Source organism: Nostoc sp. TCL240-02, assembly GCF_013343235.1.
GTDB lineage: Bacteria > Cyanobacteriota > Cyanobacteriia > Cyanobacteriales > Nostocaceae > Nostoc.
Window position 1 is genome coordinate 3,862,235 of sequence record NZ_CP040094.1, and the last position, 20,501, is coordinate 3,882,735.

Annotated in this window: 13 protein-coding genes and 1 pseudogene; 9 read left to right on the forward strand and 5 right to left on the reverse strand. The window is 41.5% G+C overall.

Annotated features, from left to right (window positions below; translation table 11 throughout):
* Positions 1–105 precede the first annotated feature (105 nt).
* Positions 106–1,215, reverse strand: a complete 1,110-nt coding sequence (locus FBB35_RS16535; RefSeq protein ID WP_174710562.1) for an S-(hydroxymethyl)glutathione dehydrogenase/class III alcohol dehydrogenase — start codon at positions 1,213–1,215, stop codon at positions 106–108.
* Positions 1,216–1,572: 357 nt separating this feature from the next.
* Here FBB35_RS16535 and FBB35_RS16540 point away from each other — a divergent pair, with 357 nt between their 5' ends.
* The 5 genes from FBB35_RS16540 to FBB35_RS16560 all read left to right on the forward strand — a co-directional run bounded on the left by FBB35_RS16540 (position 1,573) and on the right by FBB35_RS16560 (position 11,191).
* The gene (locus FBB35_RS16540) at positions 1,573–2,856 is read left to right on the forward strand and encodes a valine--pyruvate transaminase (RefSeq protein WP_174710563.1); all 1,284 of its coding nucleotides are present in this window, start codon (positions 1,573–1,575) and stop codon (positions 2,854–2,856) included.
* Between the two features lie 121 nt (positions 2,857–2,977).
* Complete coding sequence (gene rimM, locus FBB35_RS16545; RefSeq protein WP_174710564.1) at positions 2,978–3,685, forward strand: ribosome maturation factor RimM; 708 nt, start codon at positions 2,978–2,980, stop codon at positions 3,683–3,685.
* Positions 3,686–4,164: 479 nt separating this feature from the next.
* A complete protein-coding gene (locus tag FBB35_RS16550; RefSeq protein WP_174710565.1) occupies positions 4,165–6,546 on the forward strand; it encodes a phosphoketolase in 2,382 nt (793 codons plus the stop codon).
* Between the two features lie 337 nt (positions 6,547–6,883).
* Positions 6,884–8,545, forward strand: a complete 1,662-nt coding sequence (locus FBB35_RS16555) for a DUF1565 domain-containing protein (RefSeq protein WP_174710566.1) — start codon at positions 6,884–6,886, stop codon at positions 8,543–8,545.
* A gap of 429 nt (positions 8,546–8,974) precedes the next feature.
* Positions 8,975–11,191, forward strand: coding sequence for an FUSC family protein (locus FBB35_RS16560; protein ID WP_174710567.1), 2,217 nt, complete (start codon positions 8,975–8,977; stop codon positions 11,189–11,191).
* Positions 11,192–11,270: 79 nt separating this feature from the next.
* Here FBB35_RS16560 and FBB35_RS16565 read toward each other — a convergent pair whose 3' ends face one another.
* The 3 genes from FBB35_RS16565 to FBB35_RS16575 all read right to left on the reverse strand — a co-directional run bounded on the left by FBB35_RS16565 (position 11,271) and on the right by FBB35_RS16575 (position 15,735).
* Positions 11,271–13,709 (reverse strand): hypothetical protein, encoded by a 2,439-nt coding sequence (locus tag FBB35_RS16565; RefSeq protein WP_174710568.1) that lies wholly within the window; start codon positions 13,707–13,709, stop codon positions 11,271–11,273.
* 287 nt (positions 13,710–13,996) lie between these two features.
* The gene (gene fghA / locus FBB35_RS16570) at positions 13,997–14,884 is read right to left on the reverse strand and encodes an S-formylglutathione hydrolase (RefSeq protein ID WP_174710569.1); all 888 of its coding nucleotides are present in this window, start codon (positions 14,882–14,884) and stop codon (positions 13,997–13,999) included.
* A gap of 59 nt (positions 14,885–14,943) precedes the next feature.
* On the reverse strand, positions 14,944–15,735 hold the full coding sequence (locus FBB35_RS16575; protein ID WP_174710570.1) for an ion transporter: 792 nt from the start codon (positions 15,733–15,735) through the stop codon (positions 14,944–14,946).
* A gap of 88 nt (positions 15,736–15,823) precedes the next feature.
* Here FBB35_RS16575 and FBB35_RS16580 point away from each other — a divergent pair, with 88 nt between their 5' ends.
* From FBB35_RS16580 to psbA, 3 genes are all read left to right on the forward strand, one after another.
* Entirely contained in the window at positions 15,824–16,249 is a 426-nt protein-coding gene (locus tag FBB35_RS16580) for a nucleoside deaminase (RefSeq protein WP_174710571.1), read from the forward strand.
* A gap of 242 nt (positions 16,250–16,491) precedes the next feature.
* Positions 16,492–17,546, forward strand: a protein-coding gene (locus FBB35_RS16585; protein ID WP_254625963.1) for an IS630 family transposase whose coding sequence is annotated in 2 segments (ribosomal slippage) — positions 16,492–16,884 and positions 16,887–17,546 — 1,053 coding nt in all. Because the reading frame shifts where the segments join, the coding sequence is not laid out codon by codon here.
* Positions 17,547–17,930: 384 nt separating this feature from the next.
* Entirely contained in the window at positions 17,931–19,013 is a 1,083-nt protein-coding gene (psbA, locus tag FBB35_RS16590; RefSeq protein ID WP_174709000.1) for a photosystem II q(b) protein, read from the forward strand.
* A 240-nt stretch (positions 19,014–19,253) separates the two neighbouring features.
* Here psbA and FBB35_RS16595 read toward each other — a convergent pair whose 3' ends face one another.
* Positions 19,254–19,544, reverse strand: coding sequence for a hypothetical protein (locus tag FBB35_RS16595; RefSeq protein ID WP_174707963.1), 291 nt, complete (start codon positions 19,542–19,544; stop codon positions 19,254–19,256).
* Here FBB35_RS16595 and FBB35_RS16600 point away from each other — a divergent pair.
* A pseudogene (locus FBB35_RS16600) lies at positions 19,507–20,291 on the forward strand (cation transporting ATPase C-terminal domain-containing protein); the annotation flags it as partial. The gene FBB35_RS16595 and the pseudogene FBB35_RS16600 overlap by 38 nt on opposite strands.
* Positions 20,292–20,501 lie beyond the last annotated feature (210 nt).

The following is a 20,501-nucleotide window of genomic DNA, read 5'->3' on the forward strand; positions in this document are numbered from 1 at the left end:
TAAAACACGAGATTTTATCTTGTGTTTTAGCTTAAGTTGACACAACTGACAGATATACTTCCCTACTGTTAATTTTATGTTGAGAAAAAGCTTTGAATCTAACAGCTAAAAAGTAACCACACTCCGAATTGATTCACCTTTGTGCATCAATTCAAAAGCATCATTAATTTGTTCAATCGGCATCACATGGGTAATTAAATCATCAATATTTATTTTGCCTTGCATATACCAATCAACAATTTTCGGTACATCTGTACGCCCTCTCGCACCTCCAAATGCTGAACCTTTCCAAACGCGCCCAGTTACTAATTGAAAAGGACGAGTACTGATTTCCTGTCCAGCACCAGCAACACCAATAATCACACTGACACCCCAACCTTTATGGCAGCATTCTAATGCTTGACGCATAATTTTGACATTACCGATACATTCAAAACTGTAATCAGCACCGCCTTTTGTTAAGTCAACCAGATACGGAACTAAATCACCCTCTACTTCTTGGGGATTGACAAAGTGCGTCATCCCAAACTTTTCTGCCAAGGCGCGTTTGCTGGGATTAATATCTACCCCAACAATCATATTCGCCCCTACCATCCGCGCCCCCTGGATGACATTTAAGCCAATACCACCCAAGCCAAAAACCACTACATTTGCTCCTGGTTCCACTTTGGCAGTATTGATAACTGCGCCAATACCAGTAGTAACACCACAGCCAATGTAACAAACCTTTTCAAATGGGGCATCTTCTCGAATTTTTGCCAGAGCGATTTCCGGCAGCACCGTATAGTTAGCAAAAGTGGATGTACCCATATAATGATGAATCATCTGCCCATCGATACTAAAACGACTAGTACCATCGGGCATCACACCGCGTCCTTGAGTTAAGCGAATGGCTTGACAAAGATTAGTTTTGAAGCTTAGACAATATTCGCACTGGCGGCATTCGGGAGTATATAGGGGAATCACATGATCCCCTGGTTTGAGACTGGTGACACCAGTGCCTACTTCTACCACCACACCAGCGCCTTCATGCCCCAAAATAGCCGGAAATAAACCTTCGGGATCGTCACCAGATAGGGTAAAAGCGTCGGTATGGCAAATCCCACTGGCTTTTACCTCAACTAACACTTCGCCAGCTTGTGGCCCTGATAGTTGAACGGTTTCAATCGTTAACGGCTTACCTGCGCTGTAAGCCACTGCTGCTTTAACTTGCAACCTCAGCTCCTCCTATATATAGTTAATAGTTATTTGACGTTCTCCATCGTGGTTCAAGACGCGAATTCTTTCACTTTTAGGACTTACGCAAAACTACACGCGGTAAGGCAATACCCTGCGGGTACTCCGTTGGAGAACTAGTAGTGTAGCCGCTTTGTGTCTACATGAATTACCCTATCGGAAAATAAAAGTTTAGGCTATTTTTTGTGTAAGTCCTGACTTTGTTAAAATATCATTCTCTCGCTAGATTGGTTAAGGCGGCGACAGCTGTTTTGGCAACGATGTAAACTAGATGTCAGCAGCAACCCCCAAATAATTTGTCCACCTCTCGATTAATACATTATCTTGTCACAGCTTATGAACCCTGCCCTAACTCAAATTGGCGCTCAAATGTCCAACCTGACTGGCGTAAGAGCAATCATGAAGGATATTATCGAGACATTAAGAGGGGGTGCAGGGCAGCAATTTATTAATTTGAGTGCTGGTAATCCGTTGATTTTGCCAGAAGTGGAGCAGTTATGGCGGGATTGTACTGCACAGCTTTTGGCTAGTCCAGAATATGGTGAGGTAGTTTGTCGTTACGGTTCAAGTCAAGGCTATACACCGTTAATTCAAGCGATCGCTAACGACTTTAACAAACGCTACGGGTTAAACTTAAGTGATCGCAATATCCTCATCACCCCTGGTAGTCAAACCCTCTACTTCTACGCTGTGAATAGCTTCGGTGGCTACACCTCTAGCGGCGAGTTAAAACAAATCGTTTTGCCCCTCAGCCCTGACTACACAGGTTACGGCGGCCTCTCCTTAGTTTCAAAAGCTTTAACTGCCTACAAACCGACTCTCGATATTGATGAAGCCGCCCACCGATTTAAATATCGCCCCGACTTCAGCCAACTGTCGATTTCAGAAAATACGGGTTGTATCCTCTTCTCTCGCCCTTGTAATCCCACTGGTAATGTCCTCACTGAGGATGAGGTGAAAAAGATTGCTGCCCTGGCTGCGCCTTACAATTTACCCGTGTTAATTGACTCGGCTTATGCGCCTCCCTTCCCAGCATTGAACTTTACCGAAATGACACCAGTGTTTGGCGATAATATATTACACTGTATGAGTTTATCGAAAGCGGGATTACCAGGAGAAAGGGTTGGTATTGCCATTGGGGATGAAAAGTGGATTGAGGTACTAGAGTGTTTCCAGGCAAATATTGGTCTCCATTCTTCACGTTACGGCCAAGCGATCGCAGCTTTTGCAATCAATTCTGGTGCTTTAGTAGAAATTTCTCACACTGTCATCCGTCCGTTTTACCAAAATAAGTTTACCGTTTTAGAAACCAGCTTAGAACAAGCGATGCCCAAGGATTTACCTTGGTTCCTCCATCGCGGTGAAGGGGCAATTTTTGCTTGGTTGTGGTTACAGGATTTACCCATGAGAGACTGGGAATTTTACCAGCTAGTTAAGCAAGTAGGTGTGATTATTGTCCCAGGAAGTAGCTTCTTCCCTGGTTTAGAGGAAGAGTGGGCGCACAAGCATCAATGTTTCCGCATCAGCCTCACAGGTACAGATGAAGAGATCGCCATTGCTATGCAACGTTTAGCAAAAGTGACTGAAGAAGCTTATAAAGGTGCAGCGGTGACTGCCTAGTACCGCAAGGCGGAATTAAAAATTAAAAATTAAAAATTAAAAATGAATCCAGTATAAGCATTTCATTGATTTGGAATGGGTGGTTTATTTCCGCCGCGTTGTACTAGTAGGAAAAATGGAAATGAAACACGAAGAAGCTAATAAAGAGATCGGAGGCAGAGGGGCACAGGGGCACAGGGGCAAGAGAGTAGGAGGAAATTCAAAAATTCAAAATGTCCAATCTCCAGCCCCTAATCCCCAGCCCGTAGTTCCCAATACCCAATCCCTAGTCCCTAATCTCGATAACTGGTTAGAAATTGGTAAGATTGTTTCCCCTCAAGGATTGTCTGGAGAATTGAAGGTTTATCCTGTATCTGACTTTCCCGAAAGATTTGAAGTGCCGGGAAAACGTTGGTTGTTGCGTTTAGATGGCACAGAACCACAACCAATCGAATTATTAACAGGACGTTATATCAGTAACAAAAACTTGTATGTAATCAAATTAGCTGGGGTGAAAACTTGCGATCAGGCAGAGGCGTTGCGTGGTTGTAAACTAATGGTGCCAGTGAGCGATCGCCCCCAATTAGCCGAAGATGAATATCATGTCCTCGATTTGATTGGCGTGGAAGTCTTTATGCAAGCATCTGGCGAACTCGTTGGTACGGTGGTAGACATCATCCCCGCCGGCAATGATTTGTTAGAAGTAAAGTTCCATGAATCCTTTGCGACTGACAAAAAGCAAAAGACTGTTTTGATTCCATTTGTGGAAGCGATCGCACCAGTCGTAGACTTGAAATCTAATCGTATTGAAATTACGCCACCGCCTGGGTTATTGGAAATTAATAATTAGGTCATTAATTGAATAGAGATTATTAATTTTTAATTCGGAGCAAAGCGACGTGACTCAAGCTTTACCAAAAGTCGTAACTACAGATTTTTCAAGCGGGTAATATTTCAATTTAGATATATTTTGAGCAAATAATTATTAATTGATCATTTATAAATTTGAAGACAGAGTAGTTTGGTTTATCCATTAATAAATCAAGCTGAATAAAATGCAGTAGAGTAGTAGTCTGTCAATAAATAATTGATGGGTAAGTTCCCTGTAGAGACGGCGATTTATCGCGTCTCTCTAACCGCCAAAATGAATTTGATGACTAGTAGGCATAGCCTTTCGTAGACATCGCTTTCCATCCTGTGCCCAAAGCCAAGGAATTTAGTCACAAAGGCTGAAAAATTTATCATGGGTAGATGGTCATAATCTTGAAAAAAAGTATAATTGCTTACTGATGAGCCCATCAAAATCCTTTTTGGAATGGAGTGTCGATAATGACATTAGCAACGACTCCACAAACAAAGCCTTTAACAGATGAAGAATTACGTAAGATAAACGCCTACTGGCGTGCAGCTAACTATCTTTCAGTTGGGCAAATATATCTACTCGACAATCCGCTACTCAGAGAACCCCTAAAGCTGGAACACGTCAAACCCAGACTCTTAGGGCATTGGGGAACAACGCCAGGGCTGAACTTTATCTATGTTCACCTGAATCGACTCATTAAGAAATATGACCTAAACACAATTTATATTGCTGGGCCCGGTCATGGAGGACCTGGACTGGTAGCCAACACTTACCTAGAAGGCACTTACACCGAATATTACCACAACATCTCCCAAGATGCTGAGGGAATAAAGAAACTCTTTAAACAGTTCTCTTTCCCCGGTGGTATTCCTAGTCACGTTGCACCAGAAACTCCTGGTTCGATTCACGAAGGCGGGGAACTAGGTTATGCCCTCGTCCACGCTTATGGTGCTGCCTTTGATAACCCTGACTTAATTGTTGCTGCTGTTGTGGGTGACGGTGAAGCCGAAACAGGCGCTTTAGCAACTAGCTGGCATTCCAACAAGTTTCTTAACCCAGTACGTGATGGTGCTGTACTGCCAATTCTGCACCTGAATGGGTATAAAATTGCTAACCCAACGACATTGGCACGGATTAGCCATGATGAGTTGGAGAGTTTATTTGTAGGCTACGGCTACAAACCATACTTTGTAGAAGGTGAAGATCCCGCAGATGTTCACCAGCAGATGGCGGCGACTCTAGAAACAGCGATCGCAGAAATTCAAAGTATCCAAAGGGAAGCCCGCGTACATGGTTTCACCAAACGTCCCCAGTGGCCGATGATTGTCATGCGAACCCCTAAAGGTTGGACAGGGCCCAAGGAAGTAGATGGCAAAAAAACCGAGGGTTATTGGCGATCGCATCAAGTTCCCTTTGGTAACATCGCCAAACAGCCAGACCACCTGAGACTCCTAGAAGATTGGATGAAGAGTTACAAACCAGAAGAACTCTTCGACGCTAACGGTAAACTGATTCCCGAATTAGCAGAACTAGCCCCCAAAAAGCATCGGCGTATGGGTGACAATCCCCACGCTAACGGCGGTATTTTGCTGCATGACCTGAAAATGCCCGATTTTCAAGACTATGCTGTAGATGTCTCTGAACCAGGGAAAGCGATCGCAGAAGCTACCAAAGTGACCGGGAAATTTCTGCGGGATATCATGCGGCTTAACCAAGAAAGTAGCAATTTCCGCATCTTCGCCCCCGACGAATTAGCATCGAATCGTCTAGATCCTGTATTGGAAGTTACTGACAGAGTTTCGACAGCCGAGATTTACCCTGAAGATGACCATCTTTCCACCGATGGTCGGGTGATGGAAGTTCTCAGTGAAACTTCTTGCCAAGGATGGTTAGAAGGCTACCTCCTCACTGGTCGTCACGGATTTTTCACTTGTTACGAGGCATTCATCCACATCATTGATTCTATGTTCAACCAACACGCCAAATGGTTGAAAACCACCAAACATATTCCCTGGCGTAGACCGATTGCTTCCCTCAATTACTTACTCACCTCTCACGTTTGGCGACAAGACCATAACGGCTTCTCTCACCAAGATCCCGGTTTTATCGACCATGTACTTAACAAAAAAGCTGAGATCGTCCGCGTGTATTTGCCCCCTGATGCCAACACTCTGCTATCGGTAACTGACCATTGTCTAAAAAGCCGCAACTATGTCAACGTCATCATTGCTGGAAAACAGCCAGCATTGCAATATCTCAACATAGATGCAGCCATTAAGCACTGCACCAAAGGCATCGGCATTTGGGAATGGGCAAGCAGCGACGAAGGCAGTGATCCAGATGTAGTGCTAGCTTGTGCTGGAGATGTTCCCACCTTAGAAACCTTGGCGGCTGTAGATATCCTGCGTCAGCATTTCGCAGATTTAAAAGTGCGGGTAGTGAACGTAGTCGATTTGATGACACTACAGCCAAAAACCGAACATCCCCACGGTTTGAGTGAAAAAGATTTTGACACACTTTTCACCACCGACAAACCCGTTATCTTTGCCTTTCATGGTTATCCCTGGCTGATTCATCGCCTAACCTATCGCCACACTAATCATAAAAACATCCATGTGCGTGGCTACAAGGAAGAGGGAACTACCACCACTCCCTTTGATATGGTTGTGCTTAACGATTTAGATCGCTTCCATTTGGTAATTGATGTAATTGATCGCGTACCTAAACTCGGATCTAGGGCAGCTTATGTGAAACAGCAGATGCAAGATAAGCTGATCGAACACAAGCACTACATTGAGAAGTACGGCGACGATATGCCGGAAATTCGTGACTGGAAGTGGCCCTATTAAGAGGAAATAAGGGTAGAGAGGCAGAGGAGAAAATCTTCTCCCTGCTTCTCGCTTTTTTACGATTTCTCCAGAAATTAAATCATGCGTTATCCAGAACCCTTATAGAGACATAGCACTGCCACGTCTCTATATTCATTTCGTCATCCCACCTCAGAACTCTTAACTTTCCACTCTCCACCCAGAAATTTTGAATTGTCGAGTACCAGTGAAACCCAAAAATACTGGCATAATTTTTTCACTTTGCAGTGAGAAGTACTTTAAGTTACTTAATGCATCAATCGCTACCCACCTTTATAGTTAGCGCTAAGATAGCTATGTATTTTTTGGAAGTATAAATATGGCTCAAACTTTTTACGTAAATCCAGTATCAGGCAGCGATACCAACGCTGGTAGCCAACAAGCCCCATTCAAAACTATTACGCAAGCCCTTAAGGTATCTACTGTTGATACCAAGATTCAACTGGCAGATGGTAATTACAATGCAGCTAGCGGTGAAGTCTTTCCGTTAACGGTTCCATCTGGCGTGACAGTGGTGGGTAATGAAACAAACACTGGCAATGGCATTTTAATAGAAGGAAGTGGTACTTACTTGAGCCGTACTTTCGCTGCTCAGAATGTCACATTTGTGTTGCAGGATAAAGCCGAACTCAGGGGGGTAACTGTAACAAATCTTGCTAGCCGTGGTAGTGGTGTCTGGATTGAGTCAACTGCTCCTACTGTTGCTAATAATACTTTCATCAACTGTAAGCGGGAGGGAGTATTTGCTACAGGTGAGGCTAACCCAATTATTCTAGGTAATTTGTTCAGTGAAAATGCAGCCAATGGAATTGCGATCGCTAAAAATTCCAAAGGTCAAATTCAAGGTAATACCTGCGTCAAAACAGGTTTTGGCATCGCTATTAGTGATACTGCATCACCCATCCTTCGAGATAACAAAATTTACGAAAACCGTTCTGGGATTGTCATCTCTGGTAGTGCCCGTCCTCTATTACGTAATAATGTCAGTGAAAATAACACTGATGATGGTATCACAGTAATTGGAACTGCCTTACCGGATATCGGCAGTACTAATAACTTAGGAGGTAATACTTTACGCAATAACGATAAATTTGATTTGCAAAATGCCAGTTCCAACAAGCTGGTTTCCATAGGAAATAAAATAGATGCGTCTAAAGTCGCGGGAAGCATAGAGTTTGCAGATAGTTCGGTTCCCACGCCGACACCAACGCCAACCCCGACACCGACACCAACTCCAACCCCAACGCCAACACCGACACCAACCCCAACTCCAACGCCAACACCAACCCCAACTCCAACGCCAACCCCGACACCCACACCAACACCAACCCCAACACCGACACCAACACCGACACCAACCCCAACACCAACCCCAACACCAACACCTACGCCGACACCAACTATCGAATTAACCGATATTAGTAATCATTGGGCAGGTGGGTTTATTCGGGAATTGGTCAAATTGGGGATAGTTAATGGTTTTCCCGATCGCACATTTAAACCCGATGCTACGATGACACGGGCACAATACGCCGCATTATTAGTAAAAGCTTTCAACCCATCGCCAAACCGTCCCGTGGTGAAATTCAAAGATGTACCCGCAGATTTCTGGGCATCTAAGGTTATTCAGCAGGCATATCAAGGTTTATTTCTCTCTGGTTTTCCTGACAATACTTTCGGCCCGAACAAAAATATTCAGCGCGTGCAAGTGATTGTCTCCCTAGTGAATGGGTTGGGTCTATCTGCTGATGGTACAGCATCTATTAAAGCTTTCGATGACCAAGCCAAGATTCCTGAATATGCCAAGGATGAGGTAGTAAAAGCTATAAACAAGGAGATTATTGTCAATTACCCGAACCTCAAACAACTCAATCCTACCCGTGATGCTACACGCGCTGAGGTAGCGGCGATGGTATACCAAGCCTTGGTAGATGCTGGTCGTGTAGCGGCGATCAACTCGCCTTATATTCTGACTGCTTGATTATTCAACTAATTTATTTTGCACAATTTGGATTATTTTTGTAGGGGCAATTCATGTAGACGCATTCGCAGTTACATGAATTGCCCCTAAAAAATGGTTTTAAATTAGAGACAGATCAAATTCATACTTAATTTCAAAAAATGCCGTTTTTAGTTTCTACTTGAATGGGGGCAAATTATTCGGGTCACTTCAAATTATTTAAAGAATAACTTGGGATAAAAATGGTTACACAGCCTTAGCAATCTCTGGGACATACACCTGTGAAGCTTAGTTGGCAATCATTCTGTCAGTGATCAAGTAGCAAAAGGTGAATCCTAATATTCACTTTCTCGAAAAGCTCTCACTTGCCCACAATGAATTAGAATAAATCTAAATATATAAAAATATTAAAAAAATCCAAATAAAAATTTTGTTTTGTTAACAAAAACAATGCAGTTGAATCGAAATAATTTTCTCAGGTCTCTGATCCAGCCAGAGCCAGGAAAACCAGCAATATCCAACGGCTTGCGAGCTGCATTAGCGTTGGGAGTTCCGATGCTAATTGGGCAACTCATCAACCAAAGGGAAAGCGGATTATTTGTCGGTTTAATGGCTTACTTTGTCAACTTAGCAAATGTTGGTGGCCCTTACCAGATCAAAGCAAAGGCGATGGTGGCGGCTACTTTGGGAATGGCTGTTTCAGTATTTGTGGGTACTCTAGTCGCTAAAATTCTAGGATTATCTGTAGTACTGACATTTCTCTGGGGACTTGCTTCAGGTTTTGCGTCGATGTATGGTAACGCTGGTGCAAATGTCGGTCTGGTTGTAGGGGTATCATTTATTTCCACGATCGCACAGCCAGGAAATTTGGAAGCCGCACTCATGCGATCGCTGCTATGTCTAATTGCAGGTGGATGGGCAATGTTACTTTCTTTAGTAATGTGGCCTTTTAGACCTTATGACCCACTAAGGATAGCTTTGGCTGATTGCTTCAGTGGAATTGCCAAGTACATTCAGGCATTTGTTGGTAAGGTGACAACACCTGAAAATATTCTCGAAATTAGACAGGCATTAGAGACAGCACGGACTACTTTAGGTACTGGACGGATTGGAAAACCGGCTCGGAGTTGGATGGATGAGCAGTTATTGGTACTAATTCAGGATGGCGATCGCTTACTTGGCTCAGTTATTGCCTTAACAGAGTTACTAGAAACACACTTCAAACAACAGCAATATCACGCAGTTCAGCAATTAGTAGACGATGCACTAGAACAAATATCAGTCGTTCTGCAAGCCATAGCGAAAGTCATATCTCGCAAGCCAGCTAGCATCGATCTGGGAAATCTTAACCGCATTTATGAGGCACTAAAGGAACAAGAAAGTCTGCAAAGAAAAGCAATTGCTGGGAGTGAGACAGACTACACAACCCTCGTTGCTTTCACTAACCTGGTGCTGATGATCGAAAAACTGAGCAAGCAGTTGCAATATACGGCCCAGACAGTTAAATCTCTGGTAGAACATAACAACATGAGTCGCCGAGATATAGATAAACTTCTTGTAGTTGAAGATGAACAGCGATCGCTCTTAAGTTTACTCAAAGACAACCTCACCTTAGACTCAGCAATCTTTCGTCATGCTCTCCGCATTAGTGTAACTCTAACTGTAGGCGTAATCCTATATAGCATTACTAATTTACCAATGGGGTATTGGGTGACACTGACAAGCATCCTAGTCCTCAAACCGAACTTAGGTGCAACTTTCCAGAGGTTTTTTCAGCGAGTTGGCGGGACGATTTTGGGAGCCGTGTTAGCAGCTGTTCTAGTCGCAACCATCACTAGTAAGACTGTGTTAGACATCATCATCGTGCTGACAGTATTTTTTGGCATTTCCCTAATCACTGTCAACTATGGGTATTCGGTGATTTTCTTATCAATATTTGTCTTACTAATTATCGATATTGGTAATCCCATTGGTTGGCAATTTGCTGGCTTTCGCGTCTTGAATACATTAATTGGGGCGGGACTGGCTTTTGCAAGCCATTACTTTATATTGCCAAATCGAGAACGCGATCGCTTACCCAGTCAACTCGCCACTGCACTGCGAGAATGCCACAAATACTTTCGGGATGTGATGGCTGTTTACCAGGGAACAAAAGAGCGTGACTCCACCATTATCAGTCAACGGCGACAAACGGGATTGGCAATTGGCAATGCTCAAGCCTCATTCCAAGGATTGCTCCGCGAACCCCAAATGCCCAAAGAATTAGTAGAACCAGTGATGACGCTCTTGGTGTATATGGGGCGTTTTACTAACTCCGTGACAGTTTTGGCAGTACATCTCGAACATTTTCGAGGAACAGTACCACTGCCGGAATTAGAAACTTTTGTCCGCCAAGTTTCGCTAATGTTAGAGCAGTTAGCTGATTCAGTACAACTGGAAATTACCCCACCGCCCTTACCTGGCTTGGAAGAAACACTGCAAAAAATCCAACCGCACCTGCAAGCACTGCGTACAGCGCGAATACAAGAGTTAGCTGTCAATCAAGGACATACACCTGTTCGTCAAGCAGTCATTGATTACAGCATATTAGATTTGGAGATTGATCAGATTGTCCGGCGGTTGACTGCTATGCACTCAGCGATGGAACGGCTAACTTCAGCTAAATAAAGCGCATTTTTTCTCCGCAAGTCCCTATTTTTTCCGAATCAAAAAAGATTGCTATATTATTTTGTTCCTTGCTAATCTTTCAAAAATGGATTAGTGGCAAAAATTTCATAATATTTGTTACTTTCTTTAAAGTTTTTAATTCTGGAATATCTGGTTTTAATTGTTCTGCGATCGCTAATTTTTGTTCAGCTTGTGCAGGTTGAAAGTCATATAAATAAACAATAGCTAAATAAAGATATGTGTAAGGATTTTGAGCATCATATTTAGTTAATTCTGTTAAATTTTGGATTAATTCTGGCACTTGTCGCTGTAAAACTTGTGATAAGACTAGAGTATAACGCCAATTTAAGTTATTTGGCTCTCTTTGCAGATGATAATTACCCGCAAATCCAATCTGTTTTAAATAATCTTGAGTAGGATCGTATAGATTGAAATTATCTATCTGTGCAAATATATTATTTAATTTACCCTGTTGTAACTCTTGTGCTAGTTGTGAAGTTCGAGTAACGAAATCTGGAGGTGGAGATTTTTCTGCTGTTCCTACATCTGTCACATCTACAGTAATATCTGGAATACTTAAAGATGTGACTTTATTGGTTCTTCTATCTAAATATAGTGCTGATAATTTATATTTTCCTACTGGTAATGTTTTAGGAATCAATGTGGCTAAGGCTTCTTTCACCTGGAAAGTTCCTTCAGGATGACATTTGATCCCACAGTATAAATTTCCCAAGCCAATGGCATGATCGTGATCCCAAGATGATTGGGTATTTTGCCATTTTAATAGTAAAATACCATTTTGCAAATCATCCCATGAACCTGTTATTTGATATGTTACAGGATTATTCTTATCTAAAATTAATTGCTGAGAAATTTCAACTTTTTCTAGACTAATTACAGACTCAGTATTGCTGATTTTTTGAACAACTACATAAGGATTCTTGCGGTTATATAATCGAAGTTTATCTCCATTAGGCAATATCCAATCGCCCTGTAATTTCAAATCAGTAGAAGATTTAACTAAAGAGTTTAATTTCCGTTTAATCTCTCCACTGTCTCCTGGTTGGTTTGGTTCATTATCTCTAGTGACATACCAAGAAAAATATTGTAAATCTTCCTCTACCTGAGATAAATTATATGTGAATTTTCTGCCATATACGCGGAAATCTGCTAATGCACCAAAATAATCTAAAGTAAACTCATTTACCTGAGATGTAGAAACAGGAATTACCCCTAAAGTTGACCTTAAATATATATTTGTTTCAATAATTTTATTTATCAGTTGAGCTAAGGGATATTTGTTGACATCATTGTTAGGAAAATGTTTACCACCCCATGCTTGAATTAGGGGTAAGGGAAACAAATTATTGACTAATAATATACTACTTAATACCAGAGTTGCTAATCTCAGCCTATCAAAATATATATTTTCAATTAAGTTAAATAAATCCGCCAATATCAAACTAATTATAGGGAAGCATGGCAGAATAAACCTAATGTCTTTATTTGTACCCAAAGTACAAATTATATAGCTACTTACTAAAGTAACTAGTAACCAAATTCGAGCTGATTTATGGAAAGATATGGGAATGAAACTAGTAGTAAATTTATATTTAATAAGATAAACCGATAAAATGCCAATACTCACAGATAATATCGGTAAACCAACGCTTTCTGGGATCATCTTTGGATAGAATAACCATCCAGCAATAGTTGTAGCAGAAGGATCGCCTTCTCCTTTTCCGACTTGGTTAGCGTTTAGCGCCGATGTAATAATTGTTAACCAATTTAAGCTATACCAAAAACCACAAATCAACCAAGCTATCATCAAAGATAAGCAAGCTTGTATTAGCTTTATTAATTTACGTTTTCTAATAAAACTAATTAATGTCCAAATACTAGGAACTAAAATAAAAATAAATCCTGTAGGTTTAGTCAACAATATTAAACCTATACCTACGCCCAATATGATAGTTAACCCCCATGACAAAAAACCAATATAACTATCTTTCCAAATTGTCAAAATTGTGAAAGTTACTATAACAATTGCTGTCAACCCATAATCTAATAAATAATCTGTCCTGATTATTCCTAAAATAGGAAACAATAAACAAAATATGCTGGCAGTTATGCTAGTTTTTCGGTTTTTAAATAAAAAGTTACCTAAATGATACACTGAAAGTATAATCATTGCAGTATATAATAAGTTCACCAAGCTTGCCTGGTCATATCCACGCCCAAACAACATCAAGAATGGTACGGTGCAAATATATAAAAAAGGAGCGCGATAACTTGGAGTTAATTGCCACAGAGATAACCACCAATTTCCTGAGAAGATATTAAAGTTTTGAAAAATTCTATAATGATGTAATGCTGTAGTTAAATGTGCGCTTTGATCGTAGGATGGAATCGAATCATCTAATAAAAACCAAGTTCTATCTATAGCTAATGCTATCAGCCAAATTATTAAGAGGATAATATAGTCTTTTCTACGCTGAGAAGGCACAAAATTATTCATATTTATTGCTCAAAAATAAAACTCAACTAATTATATATCTGTCATGTATTGCCGTTTAACTAAATATTATGTCCGCTTAACTACTTATTGAACGCCAAGAATGCCGCTTAATCCTGGAAAGTATTAAGAGATGGGGCGTAATGATTGTGGGAATCATAACTGCTTTTTTAGAAGATGTTTGAAAAGTCCTCTTGTCGGTATCAAAAGCTCTAGATCCTCCTAAATCTCCCGATGAATTGGGGGACTTTTATTCCGGTTCCCCATTTTCTCGTATTCTTGTTCAAAAATCAAAATAGAAACGTGGGGTTTAAATAGATGAAAACTGCTGTAATCAATAAAGCGATTGCATGGTGGCGAATATGATCTTCAATAAAACTGGCGATGAAATAATAACTGTGGTCATAGCCTTCTTGGTAACGCAAGTTTAGCGGCTGTTTAACATCTGCACAAGCTTTCTCAAACACTTCCGGTAGTAATTGTTCTGCTAAAAATTTATCAGCAGTCCCTTGGTCAATAAGAATTAAACTGTGATATCCTACTTGTCTGACTAATTCGCCAGCATCATAAGCACGCCAACTTTCTTGATTTTTGCCAAGATAACCACCAAAAGCCTTTTGTCCCCAAGGACAACGCATAGGTGCAGTGATAGGTGCAAAGGCTGATACTGATTTGTAAAGTTCTGGGTTTCTCATCGCACAGATAAGTGCCCCGTGTCCCCCCATTGAATGACCGAAAATACCTTGTTTTTCAGGTTGGGTGGGGAAATTTGCGTTAATCAAAGCAGTTAGTTCGTAGACGACATAACTATACATTTGGTAGTTTTTACGCCACGGTTCTTCTGTAGCATCAACATAAAAGCCTGCACCTGTACCAAAGTCCCAGTTATCATCCTCGCCTGCAATCCCAGTATTACGCGGACTAGTATCTGGTGCAACCAGCATCAAGCCGTACTCAGCCGCAAAGCGTTGCACTCCCCCCGCCTTCACCATAAAATTCTCTTCCGTGCAAGTCAACCCAGAGAGGAAATAGAGAATTGGCACAGGTTTATGAGTTGCTTGTGGTGGTTGATAAACAGCAAAACGCATTTCACCATTACAGGTTGAGGAGAAATGGCTGTAAAAGCCGAGTTTGCCACCGAAGCTTTTATATTCTGAAATGACGTTGACGTTAGGCATTGACTATATTCTTGAACTACCCGGTAATTAGCACTATATACCGCCGTAGGCATCGCATTTCAATCAACCTTGTGACTAGGTAATTTAGTCCCGCACCTTTTACAAAATCCAGCATCTATATCATGGAAAGCCAATCCACAGTTGGAACAAACCATTTCTACCTGATTAGCAGTTTTCACAACTTGCTTAATTAAATCCCCTACTTGCCAGGGAATCAGTGCAATTCCTGTGAAAATCATCAATACCGTTAGCAAACGTCCTAATTCAGAAATTGGAATAACATCGCCAAATCCCACAGTTGTCATTGTGACAACAGAGAAATAGAATGCATCCAAAAATGTCCCGTAATTTTGAGGATTAACTGGATGCTCTACTTGATATATTAAGCCAGAATAAATAAAAACAATTGCAAATAATGTAAATAATATCCGCGCAAAGATCATGCCATCTTCGGTGCTGATAGTAGCGAATAAAAATTTTCTATCTATAAATCTGATTAATCGTAAAATCCGAAACCATCGCAGTAGCCGGATAAAGCTAATATCCACCATCCCTATAAAGAATGGCAAAATTGCCATTAGGTCAATAATCGAATAAAAGCTAAAAATATACTGAATTTTGTTTTCTGCACTCCACAAACGGAGTAAATATTCCACCACGAATATGATGACGATCGCAGTATCGACTAGATGTAATTGAAATCGCACAGAATCAGGAATATTATAAGTTTCTGCGACGAAAATTCCTGATGATAATAGTACTAAAGCGGCAAGTGTTAAATTAATCGCCTTACCTATTGGTGTTTCTAGGTCTTTTAAGTAGAATTCTGTTTCTTGTCTGCTCAATAACATATTCGACTATTAACTAATCTTAATTCCCAGTTATAGCATCAGAAATACGATATTATTAATCACTATCCTTATATTAACCTCACTTTCTATGATTCCAGAATATTTTATGGGTTTAGCTTTGGCGCAAGCAAAAGAAGGAGATACACCTTACGGTGCTGTGATTGTTAAAGATAATGAAGTTGTTGCCGTAGCTTATAATACTGTAAGCAGAGACAACGATCCATCAGCCCATGCTGAAATCAACGTTATTCGTAGTTTAACAGCTAAACTTAAAAACTATTTTTTAGAAGGTTATTGTATATATACAACTTGCGAACCTTGTCCAATGTGTGCAACTGCTTGTGTTTGGAGTGGTTTATCAGAAATTGTATATGGTGCTTCAATTCAAGACTTAATCTCGATAAATCAATCACAAATTAATCTATCTTGTGAAGAGGTAATTGCTAAATCATTTAGAAGCATCAAAGTCACCAAAGGCGTTTTAAAAAATGAATGCTTAGAGTTATTTAAATAAACTACAACACATTGAACTTTTTCATTAGGTTAAGTGCAAATAATTGTAGCGACTTTCAAGACAGTCGCTACGGGCATTGGTTGGAATATTTTTGTCCCCAACACCGTTATCTGTGAAGTTGTATATAAGCCAATACGCTTGGGTTTCGTTCTTCAACCCAACATAAGTAAGTAGGCAGGAAAAAACCAAACTATGTAAAGAGAAGTAAATACGGAGAATACATCTACTGAGGTAACTAAAAGATGGGCGCTCGTTTAAGGGTATTTTTGACTCGTGAGCAAGACCAAACCCTGTTAACCCTAAGAACAGCAGATGTACCCCAGAAGATAAAAGACCGAGCAGAAGTAATCAGGTTAAACGCACATGGCTGGTATGTGGAAAAAATAGCGGGTTATTTAAATTGGACTCCACAGACAGTGAGAGAGGTTTTGCACAAATGGAAAAAGCAAGGTCTAAAAGGGCTTTGGGAACTACCTGGTCGAGGGGGGAAGACCAAGTGGACTGAAGTTGACATAGTGTTTTTGGAAGAGTGCCTTAAGAAAGAACCACGCACATACAACAGTCCTCAATTGGCAAAAAAATTAGAACGCGAGCGCAATGTGAAACTGAGTCCTGACAGATTAAGACGGGTACTCAAAAAAAGGGGGTCAAATGGAAGCGGGCAAGAAAGAGCCACAAAGGAAAACAAGATCCGATAGCCCAAGCTAAGAAGCAAGCAGACTTAGATATGCTGGAATTAGCCGCAGCATCGGGAGAAATCGATCTCAAGTATCTTGATGAGTCAGGCTTTTGTGTATGGAGCGAGCCAGGTTACACCTATTACTTCAGAGGTGAACAAAAACGTTTAGAACAAAAAAAGCGTCGTGGTCGTAGATTAAGCATTATCGGATTTCTTCAACCAATAATCAGTTTTGTTTATGGTTTGGTTATTGGGGGTGTTGACCGCAAGTCTTATATCCAAATGATGGAACAAGAAGCAGCTGATGCCGAAAAAACGGGACGTACAAGGGTAATTGTGCAGGATAACGGGCCTATCCACCGATGCAAAGAAGTACAAAATCTGTGGTCGAAATGGGAGAGGCAGGGTTTGTATATCTTCTTTTTGCCAAAATACTGCTCTGAAATGAACCCAATTGAATTGGAATGGCAACACCTTAAAAAAAATGAGCTATCTGGGCAAATATTTGATGATGAGTTAGACCTTGCTTATGCAGTCATTGATGGCGTTACAGCTAGGGGAGAAAAAGGAAACTATAGTACGCAACGTGTAAAATTTAACTCTAGTGCTTGTGATTAAGCTTTCGTTACATAGCTATAAATTTTCTCGCCTACCTACTTACGCCAGTTTTAGTTTTTAGCCTTAACTGAATCATGAATCATATTGGTATATAAGCGGCTTCAGCCCCCTTGCTTTGTCAAGGTTGGTTTTGTGCAGCTTCACATAGAAATAGTTTAAATAACCGCAATATCGCAGATTTAGGCAAATGATCGCGGAAATTCATTTGAAATCAAATCCTCTCGCTTGCTCGTAACTTGGAACTTTGATAAGTAAAGCTGATGAGTTCAATCAGGTTTACAAAAGTGAAATAGTTGATTAAAAAATGTAAAGCATTGTAAAGTGTATTTACAGGCAAAGACAAACAAGCCTGATTCATAAATCACTAACCGCACTTATAAAACAATGACAACAACTTTACAGCAGCGCTCAAGCGCCAACGTATGGGATCGATTCTGTGAATGGATCACCAGCACCAACAACCGGATTTACATTGGTTGGTTCGGCGTAGTCATGATACCCACCTTGCTAGCCGCAACAGCTTGCTTCGTAGTCGCCTTCATCGCTGCACCACCAGTAGACATCGATGGAATCCGCGAACCAGTAGCAGGTTCTTTGATTTACGGAAACAATATCATCTCCGGTGCAGTAGTACCTTCCTCCAACGCCATCGGTTTGCACTTCTACCCAATTTGGGAAGCAGCATCCTTAGATGAGTGGTTGTACAACGGTGGTCCTTACCAATTGGTAGTATTCCACTTCCTGATTGGCGTATTCTGCTACTTAGGTCGTGAATGGGAACTATCCTACCGCTTAGGTATGCGTCCTTGGATTGCAATTGCATATTCTGCACCTGTTGCAGCAGCAACCGCAGTATTCTTGGTATACCCAATCGGACAAGGTTCCTTCTCAGACGGTATGCCTTTAGGAATCTCAGGAACATTCAACTTCATGATCGTGTTCCAAGCAGAACACAACATCTTGATGCACCCCTTCCACCAACTAGGTGTAGCTGGTGTATTCGGCGGAAGCTTGTTCAGTGCAATGCACGGTTCACTAGTAACCTCATCTTTGGTTCGTGAAACAACTGAGACTGAATCACAAAACTACGGTTACAAATTCGGTCAAGAAGAAGAAACCTACAACATCGTTGCAGCCCACGGCTACTTCGGTCGTCTAATCTTCCAATACGCTTCCTTCAACAACAGCCGTTCACTGCACTTCTTCCTCGCAGCGTGGCCTGTAATCGGCATCTGGTTCACCGCCTTGGGTGTAAGCACAATGGCGTTCAACTTGAACGGTTTCAACTTCAACCAATCAATCATTGACTCTGAAGGTCGTGTGATTGCGACTTGGGCGGATGTAATCAACCGTGCTAACCTGGGTATGGAAGTAATGCACGAGCGTAACGCTCACAACTTCCCTCTAGATTTGGCATCTGCTGAATCTGCTCCTGTTGCTCTAACTGCTCCTGCTATTAACGGTTAATTTTGAAGTTTCACTAAATCAAAAAGCGCTCTCCCGATTGGGAGAGCGCTTTTGTTTATTTTTAGTTTCCGAGTATTATAATTCAAAGAAAAAGATAAATCTCTAAATCATCTTCGCTTAATTTTTTCCAATTCCTATAGCGGTTCTCCTGACTTTTCACGGGATGTGGAAAAGTCAGTTGGAGGGTAGAGGTACTAAGTTGCAATGAATGAATTAGCTTCTTCTGCTAGCTACAGAAGTTTATACCTCTACTGTATCTTGCCAGTGATTGAGTTCACCGAGATCGTACCGGATTGCTGTTTTCTCTTGTTGAGAGCTACCTACTGCACCGTATCCTCGCATATATTTCGGCTTCAATTCTGTAATTGCGATATTTGCTGCAATCAGGTTTGCCTGAATCGCATGAATTGCCCCAACAGTAGACATGGGAAGCTCAATATGCTGACCTTCTAGAACTCGAACCATCTGGGCGCGAATCCGAGCAATATTGACCAGCCTTAGGAAAGCTGACATTGGGGTAGCAATGGGCATCACAGGTACTGATGTTGCGAAAGAAGCTGCCGATATGGTACTGCTGGATGACAATTTTGCCACCATTGTCGCTGCTGTAGAAGAAGGGCGGGTAATCTACGACAATATCCGCACGTTTCTTAAGTACAGCATGACAGGTAATGCCAGTGGTGTCTGGATTATGTTGCTGGCTCCCCTAGTGGCGATGCCCTTACCCCTGCTACCACTGCAAATTCTCTGGATTAATTTGTTGGCAGATGGACTTTTGGTACTAGCACTCAGCGTCGAGCCTGCTGAACGCAACACAATGCAACGCCCGCCTTGCCGTCCCAATGAGAATATCTTTGGCCGGGGTGTAGGTAGAGACATCATCTGGGTAGGGCTACTAATGGGACTGTTCTTTTTGCTCTTGGGCTACGAGTATTGGTCAACCGCCCAAGCAAACTGCCAAACAATGGTATTTGTAACGCTGGCTTTTTCCCGGATGAGCCTAGCTTTGGCGATGCGATCTAATCTTGACTCGCTATTTAGGATTGGTCTTGTGAGTAACAAACCAATTTTAGGGGCAGTAGCACTGACTTTCGTCTTGCAGCTTGCAGTTATTTATATTCCTTGGCTGCGATCGTTTTTCCAGACACAGCCTTGTCTACTAGAGACTTGGTTCTCTGCTTGGCGATTAGCACTGTAGGTTTTTGGGCAATCGAACTTGAAAAATGGGTGATTCGTCGCCGTGCTAAGAATAGGCAATTGGCAGTCGGTAAAAAGTAAGCCAGCGCCCATCTTGGCTTTCCGTCGTTAGCGACATACTACTAAGTCGAAGTACGGACGTGCCAGAAGGAGTGTTACCCGTACTGCTAAAGCAGAATCCGCAGGGTAGGGTAATAGACGGAGATAATCCCTATGGCGAACTCATTGACTTTACTTGAATGCTCAGTCGTGGTGCAAACTACAGTATATCGATAGGAATAACGTTAAATT